The following is a 26,070-nucleotide window of genomic DNA, read 5'->3' as shown; positions in this document are numbered from 1 at the left end:
AGAGACAGCCAAGCTTTAACAACGCTGACCGCCTCACTTTTTTCGTTTATCGAAAATTAGTCTTCAGAAGGATTTAATAAAATACTTAATGTACTTGCAATCTCATCTTTCTTGACTTCTAATGTTTCACCTGTTTTACGGATTTTAACTTCAACAATACCTTCTGCTGCTTTTTTACCAACTGTAATACGAATTGGTAAGCCGATTAAATCAGCATCTGTAAATTTAACACCTGCACGCTCTTTACGATCATCAACTAATACATCATAACCTTCTGCTTCCATTAAACCTTCAATTTCAGCTGCAAGCGTTACTTGGGCATCATCTTTAACGTTAACTGGTACGATGTGAACATCAAACGGTGCTAACCCTTTTGGCCAATTCATACCATTTTCATCTGCATTTTGTTCAACCATGGCTGAAACTAAACGGCTTACGCCTATACCATAACATCCCATAATAACTGGAGTATCACGGCCATTTTCATCTAAAACTGTAGCACCCATTGCTTCACTATAGCGTGTGCCTAATTTAAAGATATGACCAATTTCAATCCCTTTTGTAAATTTAAGTGTTCCTTCACCATCAGGAGAAATATCACCTTCTTGAACAACACGGAAATCTTCATAAGCAATTGGCTCAAAGTCGCGACCTTTATTAGCATTTAATAAATGGAAACCTGTTTCATTAGCCCCAACTACAGCATTTTCCATATCTTGAATGTATAAATCAGCATAAATTTTAACTTCCTCAGGTGCATTGACTGGTCCAAGAGAACCAAACGCTGCATCGAAATATTTCGCTGCTTCTTCTGGTGTTGCAGGTTCTAAGAAATCAGCATTCAAATAGTTTTTAAGTTTAACATCATTCACTTCGTGATCGCCACGGACTAATACCATAACAGGCGCTTCATCTGCCATAAATAATACTGATTTAATAACTGTTGAAGCTTCGATTGATAAGAAGTTTGCAACGTCCTCAATTGATTCAACATCTGGTGTTGCTACTTTTTCTAAATCTAAAACAGTAGCATGTGAATTTTTAGGCGTGTAAAGACTTGTTGCCATTTCTAAGTTAGCTGCGTAATCACCTTCTGTAGAGTAACAAATTGTATCTTCTCCAACTTCAGCAATTGCCATAAATTCTTTAGAGTCACTACCACCCATAGCACCTCCGTCTCCAATAATTGCACGGAATTCTAAACCACAACGCTCAAAGATACGGTAGTAAGCTGACTCATATAAATGATACCCTTTATCTAAACATTCTTCTGAAGCATGGAATGAATAGCCGTCTTTCATAATGAATTCACGACCACGTAATAGACCTGAACGAGGACGTTTTTCATCGCGGTATTTTGTTTGGATTTGGTATAAAGATAATGGTAAACGTTTGTATGAACTAATTTCATTTTTAATTAAATCAGTAAATGTTTCTTCATGTGTTGGTCCTAATAAGAAATCACGGCCATGACGATCTTGCAACTTCATTAATAACGGGCCGTATGTTTCATAACGACCAGATTCTCTCCATAAATCAGCTGGAACTAAAGCAGGCATTAACATTTCAGTTGCATCGATTGCTTCAAATTCTTCTTGCATGATTTTTTTAATTTTTTCTAACACGCGGTATGCAAGTGGTAAGTAGCTGTATACGCCACTCGTTACTTGGCGGATATACCCCGCACGTAATAGCATTTGATGACTTACGATTTCAGCATCATTTGGTGTCTCTCTTAATGTTGGAATTAACATTTTTGATTGTTTCATTTTATAATCTCCCTTATTTTAAGCTTCCTTTTAGTTATCTAAAGAAGAAGCGCATGATATCGTTCCATGTTACTAAAATCATTAAAATCATCATGAAAGCAAAACCAACTAATGTGATTTTCCCCTCGCTTTCAGGACTTAACGGTTTTCTTCTGATTGCTTCATATAGATTAAGCAGTAATTTCCCACCATCTAAAGCCGGAATAGGTAATAAATTCATAATACCTAAATTGACACTCAGCATACCCATGAAATTAAGAATCATAATCATTCCTTCATTGGCAACTTGTGAAGATACTTGGAAAATCATAACAGGTCCGCCCAACTTATTTAGGCTGAAGCCCATGATTAAATCTTTAAGTGCGACAAAAATTACTGTTGCACTGATAAGTGTTTGCTTAGCAGCTGATTTTAACTTTTCAACAAAAGTTAACTTAGTAAAAGTCGTGCCTGATGTAATGCCTATCATAACTCGTTTCGTACCATCTTCAAGTTCTTTAGACTTAGGCTTCAGAGTGACCTCTTTTTCCTTACCATCACGATCCAGTACAACCTTAACGTCTTCATTTTTGTGAGCGGTTAATTCAGTCCCAATGGCATCGAAATCAGCAATTTTTTCACCACCAATTTCAATAATTTTATCACCAGGTTTTATACCGGCTGTTTCAGCAATACCGCCCTTTTCAACTCCACCGATCACACTGCTCATATCAGGTTGCTTAACACCGCCTTGCATAAACAATACAATCGTAAAAACTACAAACGTTAGAATAAAGTTAAATAATGGTCCTGCAAAATTGGTTAACGCACGCTGCCACAATTTAGCTGATTGAAACTGAACATCAGTTGGTGCAATTCTAACTTCTGTTCCATCTTCTTCAATAATTGTCGCATCATGATTCACTGAGTAACGTGTTTCTTGCTCAATATCACCATATAGGTAACCTGTCACATATAACTCATTTTCTAAGTCGTAACGAATGACCTCCATTGGAACACTGTTAGTCAGTTGAACTTTCGAACTTGTATTAAGTCGTGTCACCACATTATCCTTATCAAGTTCTACTGAAATAGGTTGTCCTGGTCTTATTTCAACCTCTTCTTCACCTAAACCAGCCATTCTGACATAACCGCCCATTGGAATCATACGGACTGTATAGGTTGTTCCATCCTTACCTTGATGTGAAAATAATTTTGGCCCCATTCCCACAGAAAACTCTCTGACTAAAATACCTGATCGTTTCGCAAATATAAAGTGACCTAATTCATGTATTATAACGATAACACAGAATACGAATAAGAAGGTCAATATTGTTTTAATCACTGTCTATCACACTCCCCACTTTCTTAGGATGACTTCATGCGTTTCCACATTTATTTAATTTTAAAGATACCTCTTACTTAATAATGTACCTCCCTATATTTTAACATAAATAATGAAAACCGCCAAAATTGTTTTCTCCAAACAATAGGTGCTCTTTCACAAACAAAAAAAGTCCAACTCGCTAAGACGCAAGTTGAACTTTTTTATTAAAATAATCCTAGTATGTGCATAACTGGGAATACGAATAACATACTATCAAATCGATCTAAAATACCACCATGACCAGGTAATATTTTACCAGAATCTTTAACTTCGAAATGGCGTTTATAAGCTGATTCTACAAGATCACCAAATTGCCCAACCATTGAGAAGATAATAGTAAAGATAATCATTGACACTAAATTAAAACCAAAATATTCTTGTGCTGGGTAGAAATTTAAGTAAATCAAGGCGAAAACAACCGCACTTAAGATACCACCAGCAGAGCCTTCTAATGTTTTATTAGGTGACACGTTTGGTGCTAATTTATTTTTACCAAATGCTCTACCAAACATGTATGCTCCAATATCAGTTGTCCAAACTACCATTAAACCAAACATTAAAATGACCAGACTCGGACCTTCTCCACGAGCAAGTAAGAAATACTTAAACCCCATACCAACATACAGTGTCACAAGCGCAGGAAATGCAGCTTGCTCAATTGAATACGTATTTTTTGAAAAAACTGTTAAAGCTAAGAATCCCATAATTAAAATGTAAAAGATACTCAAAACATCTGTTCCTTCAGGAATAAATCCTAAGTATTTGTGAATCGGAAAGACTAACGCGATTGTCGCCAAGCTAGCTAATACACCTTCAATACTTTTAAATTCGATTCCTTTCATTCTAAATAACTCATATACTCCGATCACAGCCAATACTGTTGCTGTTATTTCAATTGCCCAACCTCCAAAAATAATAACAGGAATAAATAAAATTAGAGCAATAATTGCCGTAATAACACGTTGCTTCATTTGAATGTAACTTCCTCTCCACTACTTCTTTTTTATTTCTATCTATTTAGATTCGTCTAATCCACCAAACCGACGATTTCTTTTTTGATATGAAGCAAGTGCTTCTTCAAAATGTTTGCTATCAAAATCAGGCCAATAGGCTTCTGTAAAGAACAACTCACTGTAAGCAATTTGCCACAATAAAAAATTACTTATGCGTTCTTCACCACTTGTACGAATTAATAAATCAGGATCTTGTAACTCTGAACCTAAATTAGCTGTCATCATATAGCCAGATAATATTTCTTCTGTTATCTCACCTTCAACTGCTCCTGCTCTTACGTCCTCTACAGCCTTATTCACTGCTGTTAGAATCTCGGCACGACTACCGTAATTAAGTGCAAAATTTAATACCATACCAGTATTAGCTTTTGTCTGATCCATTGCATCCTTGATTGCTTTTTGGGTATGCTCAGGTAAATACTCTGTATACCCCATCACCTCAACTCGAACATTCTCTTCTATTAGCTCTGGAACAAATGTATCAAAAAAGTCTACTGGTAATTGCATTAAAAAATCCACTTCTTCAGTGGGTCTTTTCCAATTTTCAGTTGAAAAAGCATACAGGGTTAAAACTTTTACACCCAGTTGGCTTGCTTGCTTCGTTATTTTTTTGACATTATTCATGCCTTCCTTATGTCCTGCTACTCGTGGTAATCGTCTATTTTGAGCCCATCTACCATTACCATCCATAATGACAGCAATATGTTGTGGAATAGGTCCATTTGTATCAAATGACCATTCTTTTGTTCCTTGTTGATATTTCTCTTTTTGTGGAAATAAACGAAACATTGTATGCCTCCCCTTAAACATTTCTTTCTATCGTTTATTGTAGCAAAAAGTCCTTAAAAAGTCCTATTAATTGGAGTTATTTTTACATTTAAGTAACATATTAACTGATTTTTAATTTTTATTAACAAAATAAAAAAAAGAGCCGAATTCACGGCCCTCTTTTTTATACGTCTAATAGTTCTTTTTCTTTTTCAGATGTAATCTCATCAATAGATTTTGTACTGTTATCTGTTAAAGTTTGAACTTCTTTTTCAAATACACGTAACTCATCTTCAGAAATTTCTTTAGCTTTTTCTTTTTTCTTAAGATCGTCAATTGCATCACGACGAATGTTACGAACAGCTACTTTAGCTGATTCAGCATATTTACCAACTTCTTTAGCTAAGTCTTTACGACGCTCTTCAGTTAATTGTGGAATAACCAAACGAATAACATTACCATCATTAGCTGGGCTAATTCCGATATCACTTGCCATAATAGCTTTTTCAATGTTTTCTAAAGCTGTTTTATCAAATGGTGTAATCATTAAGACGCGAGCCTCTGGTACGTTAATTGATGCAATAGCGTTTAATGGAGTTGGAGCACCATAATAATCTACTTGAATACGATCTAAAAGACTTGCATTAGCGCGTCCCGCACGTATTTGACCTAATTCTCGACGTAAGCTGTCTTCCGCTTTAGTCATTCTCTCTTTAGCTGATGCTAAGATTTCTTTTGCCATTTTATTTCCCCCTTACGGTTGTTCCGATGTTTTCACCTAAACAAACTCGTTTAATATTTCCAGGTTCATTTAAGTTGAAGACAACAAGTGGAATATCGTTGTCCATACTTAGTGAACTTGCTGTTGAATCCATAACTTGTAACCCTTTTGAAATAACATCTAAATGAGTCAATTCTTCAAATTTAGTTGCCTCTGAATCCACTTTAGGATCAGCTGAGTAGACACCATCAACATTATTTTTAGCCATCAAAATAACATCTGCTTCAATTTCAGCCGCTCTTAAAGCTGCTGTTGTGTCTGTTGAGAAGTAAGGATTACCTGTACCTGCTGCGAAGATAACAACACGGCCTTTTTCAAGGTGACGTACTGCACGACGACGAATATAAGGTTCAGCAATTTGACGCATTTCGATTGAAGATTGAACACGAGTGCCAACCCCAATATTTTCTAACGTATCTTGTAAAGCAAGAGCATTCATAACTGTCGCAAGCATCCCCATATAGTCAGCTTGTGCACGTTCCATACCCATTTCTTCACCGATAGTTCCACGCCAAATGTTTCCTCCACCAACAACAATAGCGATTTCTACACCTAAATCATGAACTTCTTTAATTTCTTTCACAATTTCTTCAATAACTGGCGGTTTAATACCGAAGCCAGCCTCTCCAGCAAGAGCTTCTCCACTCACTTTTAAAATAATGCGTTTATATTTAGGTTGTTCCATCTCTATTCCCTCCATTTATGATCCTATAGTCATTTTAACACAGCTATTAAGTGCTTTCAGTCTAAAAAGTCTGATTTTGCCTAAAAAAAGGGAGCGCAATTAACACGTAATTGCGTTCCCAACCCTCTCAAAAAGTTGAGACAGTTTGATTATTTCATTTGGTTAGCTACTTCTTCCGCAAAGTTTTCTTCACGTTTTTCCATACCTTCGCCTACTTCAAAACGAATGAATGATTTAACTGTAGCATCTTTAGTTGCAGCAAATTTAGCAACTGTTAAGTCTGGATCTTTAACGAAAGGTTGGTCTACTAAACAGATTTCTGCTAAGAATTTTTGCATACGTCCAACAACCATTTTCTCAACGATGTTAGCTGGTTTGCCTTCATTTAAAGCTTGTTCAGTAAGAACTGTTTTTTCATGTTCTAATTCTTCTGCAGATACTTGATCTTTAGAAACGTAACGAGGGTTGATAGCTGCAACGTGCATAGCAATATCTTTCGCCATATCTTCGTCAGTAGTACCGTCGATTGTTGTAAGAACAGCAATACGTCCACCCATATGTAAGTAAGCACCGAATGCTTGGTTATCAGTTTTTTCAACTAATTCGAAACGACGGAAGCTAATTTTTTCACCGATAACAGTAGTAGCTTCTAAACATTCTTTTTCGATAGTTCCATTTTCAGTTGTAATAGCTAAAGCTTCTTCCATGTTTGCTGGTTTGTTTTCAGCAACTAATTTAGCGATTTTAGCAACTAAATCAACGAACATTTCATTTTTAGATACGAAATCTGTTTCTGAGTTAACTTCAACGATAGCAGCAGTATTTCCTGCAACGTGTACGTTAGCTAAACCTTCAGCAGCGATTCTGTCGCCTTTGTTAGCAGCTTTTGCTAATCCTTTTTCTCTTAAAAAGTCAACGGCTTTATCCATATCTCCATCAACTTCAACTAATGCTTTTTTAGCGTCCATCATACCAACGCCTGTAGCGTCGCGTAATTCTTTAACCATAGCAGCTGTAATTTTCATAATATTATTTCCTCCTAATTATAGATGTGTCTAGTTATATTTGTTTAAAAAAACTGCCTCAAAGGAAGTCTAGGCTACTTATTTTCGCCAACCGATCAATAGCCTTTGAGACAGTCTCAAGTTTAAAGATTATTAAAAAGCTTATTAAGCGTTGTCGCCTTCAACAACTTCAACGATTTCTTCGATTGAAGTAGTATCTTCAGCTTTATCTGCTGCGAAAGTTTCTTCAACAACTTGATCTTCACCTTGGTTTCCTTCGATGAAAGCATCAGCCATTTTTCCAGCAATTAATTTAACTGCACGAATTGCATCGTCATTTGATGGGATAACAACATCGATCTCATCTGGATCACAGTTAGTATCAACCATAGCAACGATTGGAATGTTTAATTTTTGAGCTTCTTGAACTGCAATACGCTCTTTACGAGGGTCAACGATGAACATAACATCTGGAATTCTTGGCATATCAGCGATACCACCTAAGAATTTTTCAAGACGTTCGCGTTGTTTGTTTAAACCAGCAACTTCTTTTTTAGGAAGTAAATCGAATACGCCATCTTCTTCCATTTTGTTGATTTCTTTTAAGCGAGCGATACGTTTTTGGATAGTATCCCAGTTAGTTAAAGTTCCACCTAACCAACGGTGGTTTACATAGTATTGACCAGCGCGAGTAGCTTCTTCTTTAACAGCTTCTTGAGCTTGTTTTTTAGTTCCTACGAATAAAGCAACTCCGCCATCTTCAGCGACTTTCTTCATGTAGTTATAAGCATCATCAGCAAGACGTACAGTTTTTTGTAAGTCGATGATGTAGATACCATTTCTTTCTGTGAAGATATATTTCTTCATTTTCGGGTTCCAGCGACGTGTTTGGTGTCCAAAATGAACGCCGGCTTCTAACAATTGTTTCATTGAGATTACTGCCATTTTTGTTTCCTCCATTTGGTTTTTAGATTTCCTCTCTTAAGTTCAACTGGTCAAGAACTTGCAAGCAAGCACCACTTCACCGATCCCTTAAGATGTGGTTTTGGTATCGATATTTTCAATACCTATGATATTATATAATGTATTTCGAAAAAAAACAAGCTAAACTTAACGATTACCTAAGTTTAACTTGTCTATCTTATAAACTTAGTCCTGGATTACCATTTAAATCCCAACCTGCTAAGTGATTTTTTTTGTATTCAACTAATGCCGCTGCCCCGATCATCCCTGCATTATCCCCACATAAATTTAGTGGTGGAATGATTAATTCAACATTAGGGAAGCTTGTCGTAAAAGCATCTGTTAAACCTTGGCGTAAGCCTTTATTGGCTGCAACTCCACCTGCAACAACTAATTGCTTAACAGGGTATTCCCCACATGCGTCTAATGTTTTCTTCGTTAAGACCTCTACAACACTTGCTTGAAAACTCGCTGCTAAATCTAATCGATCTAATGTTTCATTTTTTTGCTCTGCATTATGAACAGTATTGATAAATGCACTCTTCAGACCACTGAAACTAAAGTCTAAATTATCTTCTTTTATCATCGCTCTTGGAAAATTAAACGTATCATTCCCTTGGTGGGCTAACTCGTCAATTTCTTTTCCTGATGGATACTCTAATCCTAACACACGTCCAACCTTATCATAGGCTTCTCCAGCTGCATCATCTCTCGTTTCACCAATAATCTTATACTCCCCATGCTCTGGCATATAGACTAATTCTGTGTGGCCGCCACTAACTAATAGGGCCATTAACGGAAATTCTAATGGTTTCACATAGCTTGCTGCATAGATATGTCCCGCCATATGATTCACAGGAATCAAAGGTAACTCATTTGCCCACGCAAACGCCTTGGCCGCACTAATCCCTATAAGAAGTGCACCGACAAGGCCTGGTCCTTCAGTGACAGCAACTGCTTCTAAATCCTCCACTGTCACCGAGGCTGCAGTCATAGCTTCTTCCATACAACTTATAATTTGTTCAACATGATGGCGACTTGCAACTTCAGGTACGACCCCACCAAATCGTTTATGGCTTAGTATTTGTGACGCTACAACATTTGATACTAAGTCGTTTTCTAACGAAACAACAGCAACACTGGTTTCATCACAACTGCTTTCAATTGCTAAAATATATTTCTTGTCTTCCACAGTAGCATCCCTTTCATCTTTAATTTAAATTTAACATCATCAAAATGGCATCTTCTACAGGATAATGATAATAATTTTTGCGCTTTCCTGTTTGAATGAAACCATTCTTAGTATAGAGCTGACGCGCTGGTTCATTGCTTTCTCTAACTTCTAGAAAAACAGCACGGCATCTTTCTTGTTTTGCATATTCTTTTAGCTCATTAAGTAATGCTTTAGCATAACCTTTTCTTTTTTTAGTAGACAACACCGCTAAATTAATGATCTCAATCTCATCAAATAAGATATGAAAAGCAAGATAGGCCGTGATTTCACCCTCTTCTTCTACTATTAAATACTCACTTTTATCATGCGTAAGATCCTCTAGGAACTGATTTTCTTTCCACGGTGATCCAGTTTGATAAGACGCTTCACTTACTAGAACTAACACCTGAGCTAATTCACTGTAATCATACGCTTTTTTTCTTTTTATCATTTTTTTTATCCTCAAAAAGATAAATCATCTCAAGTGCATCTTCTTTATCTTTATAATAATATTCTTTTTTTATCGCTTTTGATTCAAAGCCAAATTTGCGGTAAATACGTTTAGCATCTAAATTACTTACCCTCACTTCTAAAGAAAGTGAGCCGTACCCATGTTTAATTGCCATTTTTTTTAATTCTGTAAGCAATAGCAATCCTAAGCCTTTACCTTGAAACTCTGGGTCAACAATTAGGTTAGAAATATGACCATCACCATTTTCAAAACGAGCTGATAAAAATGCCACACACTCTTTTTCATGTTCAACAACTAAATACAGCACGGGGATTGAGCCGTTCATTTCGCTTAAAAAAGCCGTTCGTCCCCAAGGTACTTCACCGTTATAGACTTTTTTCTCAATCTTTATCAGTTGTTTAATATCAATATAACGAACCTCCCGTAAGAAATACGTTTCATCTTTTAGCTCTACTTTTTTTTCAGGATAAGTCATTCTTTTAGGAAGCTTCCCTTTTACCTTAGCTAGTATAGGTGATTTTTTCGACATAGTTACTTCCTGTTTCTTCATTTTTCTCCAGCCATTTTTCCTCTGCTTCTACTTTTTTCAAATAAACAGGCACAAAGGCCTCTATAGAATCTACTGGTTCCATCTCTTGGCCTAACAATGCTAGTGAACTAGCATTGACTTCATTCACACCACCTGCCGAAACAAATTCTACTTTAGGTAGTTTTTCTTTTATCATCTCTTCAAAAAGAACAGCATCTGTTCCAACAAAACGAATGGTCTCATCTGAAAATTGCGTGACTAAACAGTCCAACCAATTTTCTAATGAGCTATGACGGTCTTCTATAATTGTTTCAAGTTCGCCCTTCACCCATTTATAAGCTCCCGTATAGACGTTTAGTCGTCTAGCATCGAACAATGGAACAATCAGGCCTTCATACCCTTTTGAATTACTTGCCACTGCGGCTAAACTTGAGACACCGACTAAATCAATCTCTAATGTCCACGCTAATGTTTTAGCTGTTGTCACACCAATCCTTAAACCAGTGTAAGATCCTGGTCCTTTAGCTACAACAATCCTATCTAAGTCTTTAGGTGACCATTTATTAGCTTTCATTACAAAATCAATAGCTGGCATTAACGTTACACTATGGTTCTTGCTTGCCATGCCTAAATAATTACCGACTACTTTACCCTCTTCTACTAAGGCCACACCCAATCCTTGATTGGCCGTATCTATCGCTAATACTTTCATTTTTACTTTCCTCACTTTTAAGCTGATGCTTTATTATAATCCAACTAAATAATCGGCTACCTTTATCCCTTGAGATACTAACTCATATAGCGTTGTGACCTGTTCCAGTGTTTCTTCTTTAGATGATTCTTTCGTTACATTCACACACCCAATAATTTCCCAGAAATCTAAACTCGTTTCTGACAACACACTTGGATTAACTAACACTAAGGTTAAAAGATACCCCTTATCCGTTTTTTCAATCACCAACGGTAATCCGTACTCTCTATCTTCACTTGAAGACTCTAACACGTGTTTTAAAACTAGCGCCTCTACAAAATGAGCCGCTTGTATTAACATTGTTTTATCTTTTCCAACTAATCTAATAGCCGGGATCACCCAGTCTAATTCTTGTACTTCAATGGATGGAAATAAACTCATGCTACTCGTTTGTGCTACCGTCGCTTTACTCAAAGGAGCTTGTCCAATCGCCCCATAAAATGACGCATGCTCGATATTCTCTTCACTAAAACCGCTTGGAGTCATCCCTCCCGCTTCACCTACAAAATAATGCGGAAAAATATCACTAAGCGTTACTAATCGTTCAATTCTATCTTTACCATACGTCATCTCTTCGTGATTTTCTGATGAAAAATAGGCTTGTTGTTCAAACAGTGGGTTTCTTTCAAATTGGTAGTTCCATGTTTCACCTAATAAATTCATACGAATTAAACGTTGCGTTTGGCGATTTTTTGTTTTACTATCCCCTTCAAACCCTTCATTAGACATACATAGCGGACAACGACCTGTTTCCTCAGTTGTATCTGCTAAACTAATAGAACTATCCCAAACATGAATATCACCTTCGACAACAGGTGTTTTCACTGGCCCTACAAAATGATTGACGCTGTTTACCTCTGCAAAATAACGAGTGGCATCCTCTGGGTCTTTCTCATAACGCTGCGCAAATAGCGCATTTACTACTGAAGGAGGCGGGGTTAAAATATCCGCTAGTTGTGTTTCTAACTCCTGACGTTGACCCATTCCTAATTTTTTGAATTCTGAAACACTCTCTACAAGAGTTGTTAAAGCATCTTCAATAGGCTCTCCCACTTTTTGTTGAGACAACTCCTCTAGCGTTTCTTCACCAATAATCCCAACTATTTTATTTTTTAAATACAGGCGATCAAGTACCATCCAGCCTCCTGTTTTAATTGCTAACGAAATAAACTCTTCTATTAATTCCGACATTAACATCATTCATCGTCCTTTCCAGCTCTTTCATACTTTCATAAAAGTATGAAATTCTCTTTCATTTTACCAAACATCCCTAGTAAAAACTATGATTTTAAACAGATGTTACTGACAAATTAAAAAAACCACGCCAACTGAATGACGAGGTTTTTGTTACTAATTATAAAGAAGACAAGCCTGATAACGCTGCTTCATCTGCAATAACTGTTACGTTAGGATGTTTTTGTAATGCACTAGCTGGACAATCTTCAGTTATTTCGCCTTCGATCATTCCTTTTAAAGCATTAACTTTTGACTCACCATAAGCAACTAAAACAATTTCTTTCGCTTTCAGAATAGAACCAATTCCCATTGAGTAAGCTTGAGTTGGAACATCTTCTTTTTTCTCAAAGAAACGTTTATTTGACTCAATAGTTGACTCTACTAAATCTACTTTACGTGTTAATGAATCAAATGGTGTGCCGGGTTCGTTAAACCCAATATGACCATTTGTTCCAATTCCTAAAATTTGTAAATCAATAGGGTTTTCTTCAATAATGCTATCATAACGAGCACACTCTTCTTCAGCATTTTCAGCCATGCCGTTTGGTACGTATGAGTTTTTGAAAGGTTTTTTATTAAATAAGTTTTCATTCATGAAAACACGGTAACTTTGAGAGTCTGTTTCTGATAAACCAACGTATTCATCTAAGTTAATAGCAACCATGTCAGAAAAATCAACATCACTGTTAACCATTTCTTCATACATTGTAATCGGTGAGCTACCTGTTGCTAAACCTAAAACTTTAGCATTACGTTCTTTCATCGCTGATTGAATAAGTTCAAAAGCTTTTTTTCCGCCTTCTGCTTGATCTTTAACTTTAATAATATTCATAATCTGTCATCTCCATTTCGGTATAGTCCAATGTGGTATAGTCCAATTATAGAACAGAGTTCTATTTTTAGCAAGACTTAACTGAGAGAAAACAACAAAAAAAGAGAGTTCATAATGAACACTCTTTCAACTCTTTATTCTACTGTTACACTTTTCGCTAAGTTACGTGGTTTATCAACATCTAAACCGCGTTGTAAACTTGCATAGTAAGCTAATAATTGAACCGGAATAACACTTACTAGTGGTGTTAATAATGTATTGATTTTCGGTAAGATAATGTTATCGCCCTCTTTTTCAAGACCTTCCATTGAGATAACCAATGTATCTGCCCCACGGCTTTCTACTTCTTTTAGGTTACCACGAGTATGACTTCCCATCACTTCTTCCGTGATAAGACCGATAACAGGAGTTCCTTCTTCAATCAAGGCAATCGTTCCATGTTTTAATTCACCTGCAGCAAAACCTTCTGCTTGAATATATGAAATTTCTTTAAGTTTTAGCGCTGCTTCCATTGATACGAAGTAATCTAGACCACGACCAATATAGAATGCATTACGTGTTGTACTTAATTTTTCTTGTGCTAAATCAGCAATTATTTCTTTTTGATTTACTAATACTTCCATCGCATTCGCAACTAAACCAAGCTCGTGGACTAAATCAAATGCCACTGCGTTTTCATTGCCATTTACCACACCCGCTACTTTAGCAAGAATAGCTAGCGCACCGATTTGAGCTGTATAAGCTTTAGTTGAAGCTACTGCAATTTCAGGACCTGCATGAAGTAACATCGTTGTTTGTGCTTCTCTTGATAAAGTAGAACCGGCAACGTTTGTTAGTGTCATTGAATCATAACCCAACTCATTAACTTTAACTAATACTTGACGACTATCTGCAGTTTCCCCACTTTGGCTAATAAAGATAAAGAATGGTTTTTCAGAAATAATTGGCATGTCATAAGCAAATTCACTAGCCACATGTACCTCAACTGGTGTCGCTGTTAAGTTTTCAATTAATTTTTTACCAACCCAGCCAGCATGCCAGCTTGTACCACACGCTACAATATAAACACGATCACTGTTGTTTAATTTACTTGTGATTTCTTCATCTACTTCTAATTCACCAGAAGCATTTGTATATTCTTGAACCAAGCGACGCATAACAGCTGGTTGTTCATCGATTTCTTTTAACATATAGTGAGCGTATGTTCCCTTTTCCATATCTGCCGCATCAATTTGAGCTTCATAAGGTGCACGTTCAACTGTTTCGCCAGTTTGAGTTTCAATTGTAACACCATCAGCTTTGACTGTTACGATTTCACCATCTATTATTTCTAAGAATGTTTTAGTTTCAGAAATCATTGCCATCGCATCACTACAAATAACATTAAATTCTTCACCTAAACCAATTAATAATGGACTTTTATTTTTAGCAACGTAAACTACTTCTGGTTCTGTTATGTCCATTAAAGCAAAGGCATATGAGCCTTTAATAATTTCTAATGCTCTTCTTAAAGCTTCTTTAGCTGAAAGTTTTTCTGAAATAGCTAAATGATTGATTAATTGAACCGCAACCTCTGTATCCGTTTGCCCTATAAAGTTAACGTCTGATAAATAGTCCGCTTTGATTTCTTCAAAATTTTCAATAACACCGTTATGAACTAATGTAAAACGACCGCCTTCAACTGTATGAGGATGAGCGTTATTTTCTGATGGCACACCGTGAGTCGCCCAACGTGTGTGACCAATCCCAGTCGTTCCTGTTACGTCTGCTCCAACTTTATTTCTAAGTTCAGCGATACGTCCAACTGACTTCACTAACGTCGTTTCTCCATCTTGTCCAGCTACACAGATACCTGCTGAATCATAACCACGGTATTCTAATTTTTCTAATCCATTTAATAAAACCTCTACTGTATTACTACTTCCTACTACTCCAACAATTCCGCACATAGTTAAACTCCTACTTTCTTATGTTTAGTTTTGTTTCTATCTGCGTGGTTTAATCTTTGTTCTAGCCTTACAACTAGTTTTTAATTAAACCTTTAGGGTGCAGTCCCTAGAGTCACCCGCCGAATTTTCGATAAACTCTTCCTCGTCACCTATCATATAGGTCTGGCGCTATAAAATAAATTGGTATAGATATATAGATACATAAACCAACCATAGAAACAAGATTTATAATACTATCAGACGAGATATAAGTCAACCTTTTAATTAAAATAAATAAAATTGGTATACCACATTAAAATAAAATTGGTATAGATATTTCTGTTCTGATTTTAAAAAAAGACTCGAGAATTTAATCTCGAGTCTAAAGAAATGACTAGTCTAATCCGATTTCAGAACGTACAACATCTGCAATCTTATCTACATAATAATTTACTTTTTCAATCGTTGGGGCTTCTGCCATAACACGTAGTAAAGGTTCTGTTCCTGAAGGGCGAACTAAGATACGTCCATCGCCGTTCATTTCAGCTTCTGCTTCATCAATGGCTTCTTTAATAGCAGGAACTTCCATTGCACCATTTTTATTCGATACTTTAATATTAACTAATTTTTGTGGGTATTCTTCAATTTCTGATGCTAATTCTGATAATTTCTTACCAGTTTCTTTCATCACATTAATTAATTGAATCCCTGATAACATACCATCGCCAGTTGTATTATGATCTAAGAAAATCATATGACCTGACTGCTCTCCACCAAAATTATACCCATTTTTACGCATTTCTTCTACAACGTAACGGTCACCTACTTGAGTTGCTAAAGCAACCATACCTTCAGCTTCAACCGCTTTATGGAAACCTAAATTACTCATAACAGTTGAAACAATTGTATTTTTCTTAAGTTTGCCGTTTTCATATAAATACTTACCACAGATAAACATGATTTTATCACCATCAACAATTTTACCTGTTTCATCAACCGCAATAACACGGTCGCCATCGCCATCGAAAGCTAACCCAATCGCTGCTTCTTTTTCTACAACTAATTCAGCTAAACGCTCTGGATGTGTTGACCCTACACCATCGTTAATGTTCAAGCCATTTGGACTTGTCCCCATAGTGTAAAAATCTGCTTCTAAATCTGCAAATACACGGTTAACAAGTGGGGTTGTCGCTCCATGAGCGCCATCTAAACATACTTTAATGCCTTCAAAATCCCCTTCAATTGTTTCTGTTAAGAATTGAGAATATTTTAAAATACCTTCTGGAAAATCATCCAGTGTTCCTAAACCGTCTGCTGACGGACGAGGTAATGTATCTTCTGTCGCATCTAATAATGCTTCAATCTCAGCTTCTTGAGAATCAACTAATTTAAAGCCATCAGGACCAAAGAATTTAATCCCATTATCTTGTGCTGGGTTATGTGACGCCGAAATCATAACACCTGCTGCTGCTTTTTGTAAACGAGTTAAATAAGAAACACCCGGCGTTGGAATAACACCTAGCTGGAATACTTCAATCCCAACTGATAATAAACCTGAAACAAGTGCAGTTTCTAATAATTCGCCTGAAATACGTGTATCACGCCCAACTAAAACACGAGGTTTAGAGTCTCCTTCGTGATGTTGACATAAGACATATCCTCCACAACGACCTAATTTAAATGCTAATTCTGGTGTTAATTCTTGATTCGCAACACCTCTGACACCATCTGTTCCAAAATATTTTCCCATGTTATATCTCTCCATTACTATTCATTATTTTAATCTTTATCTTTATCATCTTTTATATATCGAGGTACAGTATTTACTGTTACCACTTTGGGTTCAACTTCAACACCATCTGGGGCAATTAATTGATAAGAACTTGTTCTTTCTTTTGTAATACTTGTCGTATCAATAAATAACTGAATTTTATCAACTTTTTCTAATGACTCTCTTGAACCTTTGACAGTTATATTTTTAACTTCTGGAATAAATTCAAATGATTTTATATCTGAAGCAATCTTCCCTGATTGTTTGATATCAAGAGGAACTGCTTTTGAAGGAGCTGAAATTTTTAAGCTTACATTAACAGTAGGCGGAACCATAATAACACTCATACTGTTAGAATCTTTATCCAACGCAACCAAACTTACTTTTTTCGTCATACCTTCAGATAAATCACGATCGTCTTCTAAAAATGCATTGACACTCTTAATTTGTTTTAACGTCTCACTACCAGCAGTGATTTCCACTTCAGCTGGATCACTTGTCATACTTTCCAAGTCATATCCTTTTTTTAGCAGGTTATCATTTGCTACAGGCGTGACTTTAAAACGTTTTGTTTCACGTTTTTCAATCGTAACATTAATGGCCTGATCCTTTAAAGTAGCACTTACCGCACCATTTAAATTTTTAACTTTCAAAGGGACTTCAAATGTTCCTTCTTTATAGGAAGTTAAATCTGCCTCAACTTTAAATCCGCGAGTTTGTTCGTGAGATTCGCTATCCAACAAAACTTTATTATTACTCTTTAAATAAACAGTAGTAGTTGGATCAAATCCCGTCACATAATACTTACTTTCATCATACTTCACTTGAATAGGTACATTATCCGCTACAGCAGAAATACTCGGCGATGTATCATTTAAGGATGGCCGTTTTTCTGAATTAGCATTCATAAAAAGTAATAACGCAAAAACTAAAGCTAATACTTTAGTAAACCACTTACTATTAGCTAATCTCTCCATTACTTACCGCCTCCTTTTGAAAAACCATCAAGGAACGATTGGAATAATGATTCTTTTTCAACTTCTTTTTCATGAACCAATTCTTTTTTCAAGATAGCGTAATACTCATCCCTTGAAAGGTGTGCATGCAGTTGATTATCTTGGGCTAAACTTACTGCACCAGTCTCTTCAGAAACAATAATTGTCAGGGCATCACTCACTTCACTGACCCCTACCGCTGCTCTATGTCTTGTCCCAAATTCTTTTGGAATAGTTTCATTTTCAGATAACGGTAGATACGCGCATGCTACAGCAATTTTATCACCTTGAATAATAACAGCACCATCATGAAGAGGTGTATTCGGTATAAAGATATTAATCAATAACTCACCTGTAATGGTGGCATTAATAGGAATACCTGTATCGATATACTCATCTAATCCTGTTGATTTTTCAATTGTGATAAGGGCACCAATTTTACGCTTTGACATATACTCGATAGCTTTATCTAATGATTTTACCATCGCAATGTCTTTTCGTTCACTCTTTTGGGTCTTGTTAAGAAACCCAACACGACCAAGATGTTCCAAACCACGCCTTACCTCAGGTTGGAAAATAATAATGGCGGCAATCACACCATACGTAATTACTTGGTCCATCAACCACGATACTGTATTTAGACCCAAAATCATGCTTATAATTCGAACAATGATGATTACAGCAATCCCTTTTAACAATTGAACCGCTTTTGTTCCCTTTAGAAGACTGAATAATTTATATATCAAATACCAAACAACTACAATATCCAATACATTAATTAAGAAATTAGGTGTTAGTACATAATTGTGGACGATATCTTGCCATGTTTCAAGTTTAAATAAATTATAAAACTGTTGTATCACGGTCGTCACTCCTTATGCTTCAGTTATCCTTCTTAGTATATCACATTATAAAACGTGAGAAAACTATACCGTAATGACTAGACCATTCAAAATAAAAAACAGTAGCTAGTCTTCACTAGATACTGTCTTAGTATTAATACTTTAAAATAACTGCTTCATAAGGTCTTAACTGTAAACTAACACCCTCTTGTAGCAAGTCCTCGTAATTACTTAAAATAATCTCCATTGGTGTATTCTCCTCAAGATCATAACTAACTCTTTCTTTTGTAAAGTTAGCAATAACTACCCAACACTCCCCCTCAAACGAACGCTCGTAAACATATAACGTATCACTTTCTGGTAATAATTCACGATATTCTCCCCAAACAACGATAGGGTTATTCTTTCTTAAGGCGATTAATTTTTGATAATGATAGAAAATAGAATATGGATCATTTAATGCTCGCTCAACGTTAATCTCCTCTACTCGAGGATTTAAAGCTAACCACGGTTCTCCGTCTGTAAACCCTGCATTCTCTTCAGCATTCCAATGCATTGGACGACGAGCATTATCGCGCCCTTTTTTATTAATTGAAGTTAAAATCTCTTCTTCTGAATATCCTTTAGCTAGACGATCATGGTACATATTTAAACTTTCAATATCATCTAACTGAGAAATAGTTTGAACGGGTGTATTGACCATACCAATTTCTTCCCCTTGATAAATATAAGGCGTTCCTTTTTGCATATGAAGAATCGTCGCTAACATCTTACCACTTAACTCACGGTATTCTTCAGAATCATCGCCCCATCTTGAAATAATACGAGGTGTATCGTGATTATTCCAGAACAAACTATTCCATCCGTCTCCATCAAAACACGTTTGCCATTTTGAAAAAATACGTTTTAATTCTTTAAAATCTAATGCTTGCCAGTCCCATTTTTCTTTTCCAGGTACTTCATCTAATCCGATATGCTCAAATTGGAAAACCATTGATAATTCATCACGCTTAGGATCAGAATACAGTTTAGCAATCTCGGGCGTTGCTCCCCATGTCTCTCCAACTGTCATAACATCATGTTGCCCAAACGTTTCTTTATTCATTTCATGTAGATACTCATGTAGTTTTGGTCCGTTACCTGTGATTTCATTATCAGGCTGTTTGCCAATTAAATCAATCACATCCATACGAAACCCACCGATTCCTTTATCTAACCAGAAGTTCATCATGTCCCAGACTTCTTCGCGTACTTTTTTATTTTCCCAGTTTAAATCAGGTTGTTTTTTACTAAATAAATGTAGATAATATTGCCCAGTCGTCTCATCAAATTCCCAAGCCGGACCACTAAAAGTAGAACCTAACCCATTTGGAACATCCCTTTCAATAGGATCGCGCCAGATATAGTAATCACGGTATGGATTGTCTTTAGATTTTTTCGCTTCGATAAACCAAGGATGCTCATCTGATGTGTGATTAACAACTAAATCCATTATCAAACGAATGCCTCGTTCGTTACATGCTCGAATCAACTCATCCATATCTTCCATCGTTCCAAACTCCGCCATAATATTACGATAATCGCTAATATCATATCCGTTGTCATCATTCGGCGATTCAAAAACTGGACTTAACCACAATGCATCAATTCCTAATTTTTTTAAATAATCTAATCTGCTGATAATACCTTGAATATCACCAATGCCATCCCCATTACTGTCTTGAAAACTTCTTGGATAAATTTGATACACAACCGAATCATGCCACCATTTTTTTTGCATAACTATTCTCCTTCTCACGTAAACGTAAACGTTTACGTTTTTATTTAAAATGCAATGACGCATTTTAAGTTAGACTTACCACTGACTCTCGTTCAATAATATTAAATGGTACAATGTCACTCTCAATAACGTCATTATTTTCAATTGCTTGTATTAATTTAAAAACTGACTGACGTCCCATCTCGAATAAAGGCTGATGCACCGTTGTCAATTCTGGGTAACATAATTTCGCCGTAGTTGAATCATCAAACCCCATAATCGAAATGTCTTCTGGTACATTCAGTCCTTTTTTGCGACAAGCCTTCATCGCTCCAATTGCAGCCTCATCACTGGCACAAAATAAAGCGGTCATGTCTACCTGGTCAAGGCTTATTTCAACACCCTTTTCAGCAGTCTCTACACCAAAATCACCAGAAATAATCCAACTCTCATCAAGTTGTAGATTAGCTTCTTCAAATGCTTGTCTATAGCCTTTAATACGAGGTTCTCCCGCTACTTTATCTGTAGGATTAAGTCCCACCAAACCTATTTTTTTATGACCTTTTCCTATTAAATAACGAGTAGCCTCTAAAGCAGCTTGATAATCATCAATCTTAATTTTAGAAAAGTCTTGCGTATCAGAATCCGAGGATATAAAAATATGGGGAATAGTTGACTGCTTTACCAAATCATAGTCATCATCTGTGGTTTGGACTGAAACAAAAATCAAGCCACTTACACGTCTTTCTGTTAGCGTTGCTAACGCGTGTTCAAAATGCTCTCCACCATTACCACTGTGTGCTAATAAAATTGAGTAACCATTTTTTCGTGCTTCTTCTTCTATCCCTTCAACAATTAATCCAAAATAATTAGTAACCACATTGGGAATAATAACACCTATCGACCGTGTGAATTTCCGCTTCAATCCACTAGCCATTTCATTTTTTTGATAACCAGCTTCTTTAATAATCGCTTCAACTTTTTCACCTGTCGCTTTGCCGTAACCGCCTTTTTTATTCATCACTCTTGAGACAGTCGCTACTGAAACACCTGCACGTTTTGCAATTTCAACCATAGATAACGTCATACCATTCCCCCTTTCAAAAATATTACGTAAACGTTTACTATTAATAATGAAAGAATAACATTATCACTTTACCGTGTCAATTAAAACAAGTATTTACTTTTTAAATAAATAAGTGTACGATAAAAACAGAGGAAAATAATCCTTGGTTAAAGAAAGGTGGCTATTTTATGTCTCGCATAGAGAAAAAGAAGAAATTAATACTAATTATCAGCACATCAATTCTCACTCTATTTTTTGTTTACAATGCGGCTTATTTTTATGTCAGAAATTCCTATCATTCCTATATCACTAATTTTGATACTACAATTAAACATTTTTCTTATCACAAAATCAACACTACTAAGCACTATATTGCAAATGTGAAATACCCTAGTTACGGTAGTTTCACTGGTAACTTAGCTATTAATACCGAAAATAATGATTACGGATTGATTATTTGGCCAAAATATAATTCTGAACTAGAAATAAGTTTACAAGGTTCTATAGATTCTCCAGTTGAAGATAATGAACAACATATACAGCTAAACAACGGCTCTATCGATCTAACTCACAGTAGTCTACCTAAAGACACACAAACTATTGTCTTAAAACTAGAAGAAGAAGCTAAATTACTTTGGGGTGATGACATTCTAAAAAACGCTGATCGGATATAATCCAATCAGCGTTTTTTTATTCTTTTTCCAGTTTCGCTCTAATTTTTTCTTCTTGTCCTGCAATCCTTGCGTAGCGGTAGAATCTCGCTTTCGCTTGCGCTACTGTTTCATCAAACAACTCTTCTGAAACATCTTCATCAATCGAACTTAATCTCGCAAAACGGGTTTCAGTTTTCATAAACTCTTTCATCTTAGTGAAATCAGGTTTTTTGAAATCAATCGTCATTGGGTTTTTACCTTTTTCAGCTAATAATGGGTTATAACGATAAAGTGACCAGTAACCTGTTTCAACTGCATCTTTCGCTTGTTGAATTGTAATTCCACCAGATATACCATGTTCAATACATGGGGTATACCCAATGATAAGGGATGGCCCAGGGAATTTTTCAGCTTCTTCAATCGCTTTAATCGTCTGCATTTGGTTGGCGCTTGATGAGATTTGAGCCACATAAACATGTTCATAACTCATGGCAATCACACCTAAATCTTTTTTACCACCGCGCTTACCATCAGCTGCAAATTTTGCTACTGCAGACATCGGTGTCGCTTTAGATTTTTGACCACCAGTATTTGAGTAGACTTCATTATCCATAACTAAGATATTCACATCTTCTCCACTTGCAATAACGTGATCCAATCCACCAAAGCCAATATCATATGCCCAACCATCGCCACCAATAATCCATTGACTAGGCTTAACAAATAAGTCATGGCCGTCGTAAATTTCAGCTAGCAACTCATGTTTAGACTGTTCTTCAGCTAAAACTACTTTAAGTTTTTGGGCACGTTGTTGTGTCCCTTCACTACTTGCCATATGTTCTAACCAATCCGTCATGAGCGCTCTTAAATCGTCAGAAAGTACTGATAAATTCAAAGCTTCTAGCATTTTGCCTGCAAGGTATTCTCGACGTGAGTTGTTTGCTAGGTACATACCATAACCATACTCCGCATTGTCTTCAAATAATGAATTAGACCAAGCTGGACCTTGTCCTTGATCGTTCGTTGTATAAGGCGTTGACGGTGCTGCTGCTCCGAAGATTGATGAACAACCGGTTGCATTAGCCATCATCAAACGGTCGCCATATAGCTGTGTTAATAATTTAATATAAGGCGTTTCACCACACCCCGAACAAGCACCAGAGAACTCAATTAATGGTTTTTGGAATTGTGATCCTTTAACAGAACCCAGCTTCACTGGATTATCTTTTGTTTTTAAGGTCATAGCAAAGGCCCAGTTAATCGCTTCTTCTTTCATCTCTTCGTATGGTTTCATTTCTAAAGCCTTACCTTTTGCTGGACAAACTTCTACACATAACCCGCATCCCGTACAATCCTCTAATGACACTTGGATACGGTAATTAAGCCCATCTGCCCCACGCATTTCACGGGTAATAAACCCTTCTGGCGCGTCTTCCATCTCCTCATCATCTGCTAGGAATGGACGGATAGCAGCATGTGGACAGACAAAGGCACATTCATTACACATCGTACATTTATCCACATCCCAGACTGGAACTTCTAAGGCAATACCTCGTTTTTCAAAGGCAGCGGTTCCTAATGGCATTCGACCATCAGTCATATTGTTCGCTTTTAAATCACCTACTGTTAGAGAGTTTCCTTCTTGTCTGTTTACTGGATCCACAATATTGAAGACAAATGACGGTTTATCTTCAGGATCTTTTTTTACTTCAACAGTATCTGTTAACCACTCTTCCGATACTTCTACTTTATTTAATAACGCAACAGTTCTATCAATAGCTTCAAAGTTTTTCTCAACAACCGTTTGAGACTTCTTACCATAGACTTTTTGGACTTGGTCTTTCATTAGACTGATTGCCGTTTCTTGTGGAATTAAATCCATTAGCTCAAAAAATGCAGTCTGCATAATTGTATTAATTCGTTGACCGAGACCTACTTCTTTTGCTAAGGCCATTGCATTGATCGTGTAAAAGTTAATATTTTTCTCGACTAATTCTTTTTTCAACTGACTTGGCAAATTTTTAACCAACTGGTCTTCTGTCCAAATCGTATTGAGTAAGAATGTCCCACCAGGTTTTAGTCCTTTTAACAAGTCATAATTATAAAGATAAGAAGAATTATGACACGCTACAAAATTTGGATTTTCTACTAAGTACGTAGATTTAATCGGCTCTTTCCCAAAACGAAGATGTGAAACAGTCAAGCCACCTGCTTTTTTAGAGTCGTAAGAAAAATAACCTTGCGCATATAAATCCGTATAATCTCCAATAATTTTAATCGAAGATTTATTCGCACTAACCGTTCCGTCAGAACCAAATCCCCAGAATTTCGCCTGGAACGTTTCTTCTGGCGTTAAATCAAGTTTGCCTGATGTTGGGAGTGATAGATGTGTCACATCATCAACGATACCAATTGTAAAACGTTCTTTCATTTCTGATTTTGAACGTTTCAACTCATCGAATACTGCAACAATTTGGTCAGGTGTACAATCTTTAGAGCCTAAGCCATAACGTCCCCCAATAATTACAGGACGTGCTTCTGAGTTATACATAGTACTTTGAACATCTAATAATAACGGTTCACCACCAGCACCGGGTTCTTTTGTTCTATCCAAAACAGCCATCGATTTAACTGTCTTAGGAACACACGCTAAGAAATCCTCTACAGGGAATGGACGGTATAATCTAATATTGATGTGCCCGACTTTACGACCACCGGCGTTTAAGTAATCTACAGTTTGTTGGACCACAGGTGCCACACTGCCGATAGAGACTATCACTTCTTCCGCATCATCTGCTCCGTAATAATTAACCAAATCATAGTCTGTTCCGCGTAACGTATTAATCTCTTGCATGTACTTACGAACAATGCCTGGCACTGCTAAATAATGAGAATTAACTGTTTCTCGTTGTTGGAAATGAATGTCATCATTTTGGTTCATTCCGCTAATATGAGGATGATTTGGATTCATACTTTTCGCTCTAAATTCAGCGAGTTTCTCTTGGTTCACTAACCCTTTTATTTCATCGTACTCCAAAATATCTACTTTTTGAATTTCATGACTGGTTCTAAACCCATCAAAGAAACTCATAACAGGTAGACTTGCTTCTATTGCAGCAAGATGGGCTACTGCAGATAAATCCATTACTTCTTGCACAGTACTTTCAGCTAGCATCACAACACCTGTTTGACGAGCTGCCATCACATCTCCGTGATCTCCAAAAATACTTAACGCACTGGTTGCTACAGCACGACTTGCTACATGGAAAACTGCAGGTAATAATTCTCCTGCCATTTTATACATGTTTGGAATCATAAGTAATAAGCCTTGTGAGGCTGTATAGGTTGTCGTTAAGGCTCCTGATTTAAGTGAACCATGAACTACTCCAGCTGCACCAGCTTCTGATTGCATCTCAACTACTTTAACGGGATGACCAAATATATTTTTTTTACCTTCAGCTGACCATTCATCTACTAGTTCAGCCATACTTGAACTAGGTGTAATCGGATAAATCGCTGCTAACTCAGTAAATGCATAGGAAATGTAAGCCGCTGCTGTGCCTCCATCCATTGTTTTTCTTTGTCTCATTTGAGTCGCTTCCTTCTCTTGTTTTATTAATAACACTAGACCTAAATAGGGTTCTCACTTAGTAGTATAAACGAAAATGTTACTT

At 36.5% G+C, this 26,070-nt stretch carries 21 protein-coding genes and 1 pseudogene; 1 reads left to right on the top strand and 21 read right to left on the bottom strand.

The window, feature by feature from the left end:
- Positions 1 to 56 precede the first annotated feature (56 nt).
- From OL233_RS00660 to OL233_RS00565, 20 genes are all read right to left on the bottom strand, one after another.
- On the bottom strand, positions 57 to 1,769 hold the full coding sequence (locus tag OL233_RS00660; protein WP_275470448.1) for a proline--tRNA ligase: 1,713 nt from the start codon (positions 1,767 to 1,769) through the stop codon (positions 57 to 59).
- A 34-nt stretch (positions 1,770 to 1,803) separates the two neighbouring features.
- Positions 1,804 to 3,090 (bottom strand): RIP metalloprotease RseP, encoded by a 1,287-nt coding sequence (gene rseP, locus OL233_RS00655; RefSeq protein WP_275470823.1) that lies wholly within the window; start codon positions 3,088 to 3,090, stop codon positions 1,804 to 1,806.
- Positions 3,091 to 3,299: 209 nt separating this feature from the next.
- Positions 3,300 to 4,106 carry a phosphatidate cytidylyltransferase gene (locus OL233_RS00650; RefSeq protein WP_275470447.1) on the bottom strand — a complete coding sequence of 269 codons (807 nt, stop codon included), beginning with the start codon at positions 4,104 to 4,106 and terminating at the stop codon, positions 3,300 to 3,302.
- Between the two features lie 42 nt (positions 4,107 to 4,148).
- A complete protein-coding gene (uppS, locus tag OL233_RS00645) occupies positions 4,149 to 4,838 on the bottom strand; it encodes an undecaprenyl pyrophosphate synthase (protein ID WP_437184395.1) in 690 nt (229 codons plus the stop codon).
- 262 nt (positions 4,839 to 5,100) lie between these two features.
- Positions 5,101 to 5,658, bottom strand: a complete 558-nt coding sequence (frr, locus tag OL233_RS00640) for a ribosome recycling factor (protein WP_275470445.1) — start codon at positions 5,656 to 5,658, stop codon at positions 5,101 to 5,103.
- A 1-nt stretch (position 5,659) separates the two neighbouring features.
- On the bottom strand, positions 5,660 to 6,382 hold the full coding sequence (gene pyrH, locus OL233_RS00635) for a UMP kinase (protein WP_126831028.1): 723 nt from the start codon (positions 6,380 to 6,382) through the stop codon (positions 5,660 to 5,662).
- Between the two features lie 149 nt (positions 6,383 to 6,531).
- Positions 6,532 to 7,407 (bottom strand): translation elongation factor Ts, encoded by an 876-nt coding sequence (gene tsf / locus OL233_RS00630; RefSeq protein WP_302470505.1) that lies wholly within the window; start codon positions 7,405 to 7,407, stop codon positions 6,532 to 6,534.
- Between the two features lie 144 nt (positions 7,408 to 7,551).
- Positions 7,552 to 8,331, bottom strand: coding sequence for a 30S ribosomal protein S2 (gene rpsB / locus OL233_RS00625; RefSeq protein WP_126831030.1), 780 nt, complete (start codon positions 8,329 to 8,331; stop codon positions 7,552 to 7,554).
- A 196-nt stretch (positions 8,332 to 8,527) separates the two neighbouring features.
- Positions 8,528 to 9,541, bottom strand: a complete 1,014-nt coding sequence (tsaD, locus tag OL233_RS00620) for a tRNA (adenosine(37)-N6)-threonylcarbamoyltransferase complex transferase subunit TsaD (protein ID WP_275470444.1) — start codon at positions 9,539 to 9,541, stop codon at positions 8,528 to 8,530.
- Between the two features lie 19 nt (positions 9,542 to 9,560).
- Entirely contained in the window at positions 9,561 to 10,013 is a 453-nt protein-coding gene (gene rimI, locus OL233_RS00615) for a ribosomal protein S18-alanine N-acetyltransferase (RefSeq protein ID WP_275470443.1), read from the bottom strand.
- Positions 9,988 to 10,584, bottom strand: a complete 597-nt coding sequence (gene rimI, locus OL233_RS00610) for a ribosomal protein S18-alanine N-acetyltransferase (protein ID WP_275470442.1) — start codon at positions 10,582 to 10,584, stop codon at positions 9,988 to 9,990. Before rimI (OL233_RS00610) ends, rimI (OL233_RS00615) begins: the two co-directional genes overlap by 26 nt.
- On the bottom strand, positions 10,535 to 11,275 hold the full coding sequence (gene tsaB / locus OL233_RS00605; protein ID WP_275470441.1) for a tRNA (adenosine(37)-N6)-threonylcarbamoyltransferase complex dimerization subunit type 1 TsaB: 741 nt from the start codon (positions 11,273 to 11,275) through the stop codon (positions 10,535 to 10,537). The genes rimI (OL233_RS00610) and tsaB overlap by 50 nt, the downstream gene beginning before the upstream one ends.
- Positions 11,276 to 11,308: 33 nt before the next feature.
- Positions 11,309 to 12,511 (bottom strand): hypothetical protein, encoded by a 1,203-nt coding sequence (locus tag OL233_RS00600; RefSeq protein WP_275470440.1) that lies wholly within the window; start codon positions 12,509 to 12,511, stop codon positions 11,309 to 11,311.
- Positions 12,512 to 12,668: 157 nt separating this feature from the next.
- On the bottom strand, positions 12,669 to 13,382 hold the full coding sequence (locus OL233_RS00595; protein WP_275470439.1) for a glucosamine-6-phosphate deaminase: 714 nt from the start codon (positions 13,380 to 13,382) through the stop codon (positions 12,669 to 12,671).
- 134 nt (positions 13,383 to 13,516) lie between these two features.
- Positions 13,517 to 15,331 carry a glutamine--fructose-6-phosphate transaminase (isomerizing) gene (glmS, locus tag OL233_RS00590; RefSeq protein WP_275470438.1) on the bottom strand — a complete coding sequence of 605 codons (1,815 nt, stop codon included), beginning with the start codon at positions 15,329 to 15,331 and terminating at the stop codon, positions 13,517 to 13,519.
- A gap of 373 nt (positions 15,332 to 15,704) precedes the next feature.
- Positions 15,705 to 17,060, bottom strand: coding sequence for a phosphoglucosamine mutase (gene glmM / locus OL233_RS00585; protein ID WP_275470437.1), 1,356 nt, complete (start codon positions 17,058 to 17,060; stop codon positions 15,705 to 15,707).
- 29 nt (positions 17,061 to 17,089) lie between these two features.
- On the bottom strand, positions 17,090 to 18,058 hold the full coding sequence (locus tag OL233_RS00580; protein ID WP_275470436.1) for a CdaR family protein: 969 nt from the start codon (positions 18,056 to 18,058) through the stop codon (positions 17,090 to 17,092).
- The gene (gene cdaA, locus OL233_RS00575; protein WP_437184393.1) at positions 18,058 to 18,939 is read right to left on the bottom strand and encodes a diadenylate cyclase CdaA; all 882 of its coding nucleotides are present in this window, start codon (positions 18,937 to 18,939) and stop codon (positions 18,058 to 18,060) included. The genes OL233_RS00580 and cdaA overlap by 1 nt, the downstream gene beginning before the upstream one ends.
- A 133-nt stretch (positions 18,940 to 19,072) precedes the next feature.
- Entirely contained in the window at positions 19,073 to 20,698 is a 1,626-nt protein-coding gene (locus tag OL233_RS00570; RefSeq protein ID WP_275470435.1) for a glycoside hydrolase family 13 protein, read from the bottom strand.
- A gap of 64 nt (positions 20,699 to 20,762) precedes the next feature.
- A complete protein-coding gene (locus tag OL233_RS00565) occupies positions 20,763 to 21,764 on the bottom strand; it encodes a LacI family DNA-binding transcriptional regulator (protein ID WP_275470434.1) in 1,002 nt (333 codons plus the stop codon).
- A 167-nt stretch (positions 21,765 to 21,931) separates the two neighbouring features.
- On the opposite strand from OL233_RS00565, the gene OL233_RS00560 reads away from it, so the two are divergent.
- Entirely contained in the window at positions 21,932 to 22,417 is a 486-nt protein-coding gene (locus OL233_RS00560) for a hypothetical protein (RefSeq protein WP_275470433.1), read from the top strand.
- 19 nt (positions 22,418 to 22,436) lie between these two features.
- On the opposite strand, the pseudogene nifJ reads toward OL233_RS00560, so the two are convergent.
- A pseudogene (gene nifJ, locus OL233_RS00555) lies at positions 22,437 to 25,985 on the bottom strand (pyruvate:ferredoxin (flavodoxin) oxidoreductase); the annotation flags it as partial.
- Between the last annotated feature and the right edge of the window lie 85 nt (positions 25,986 to 26,070).

Source organism: Vagococcus proximus (assembly GCF_029143285.1).
Lineage (GTDB): Bacteria > Bacillota > Bacilli > Lactobacillales > Vagococcaceae > Vagococcus_D > Vagococcus_D proximus.
Note: the sequence above shows the minus strand (reverse complement) of the source record. Positions and strands in the feature narration are given on the sequence as shown.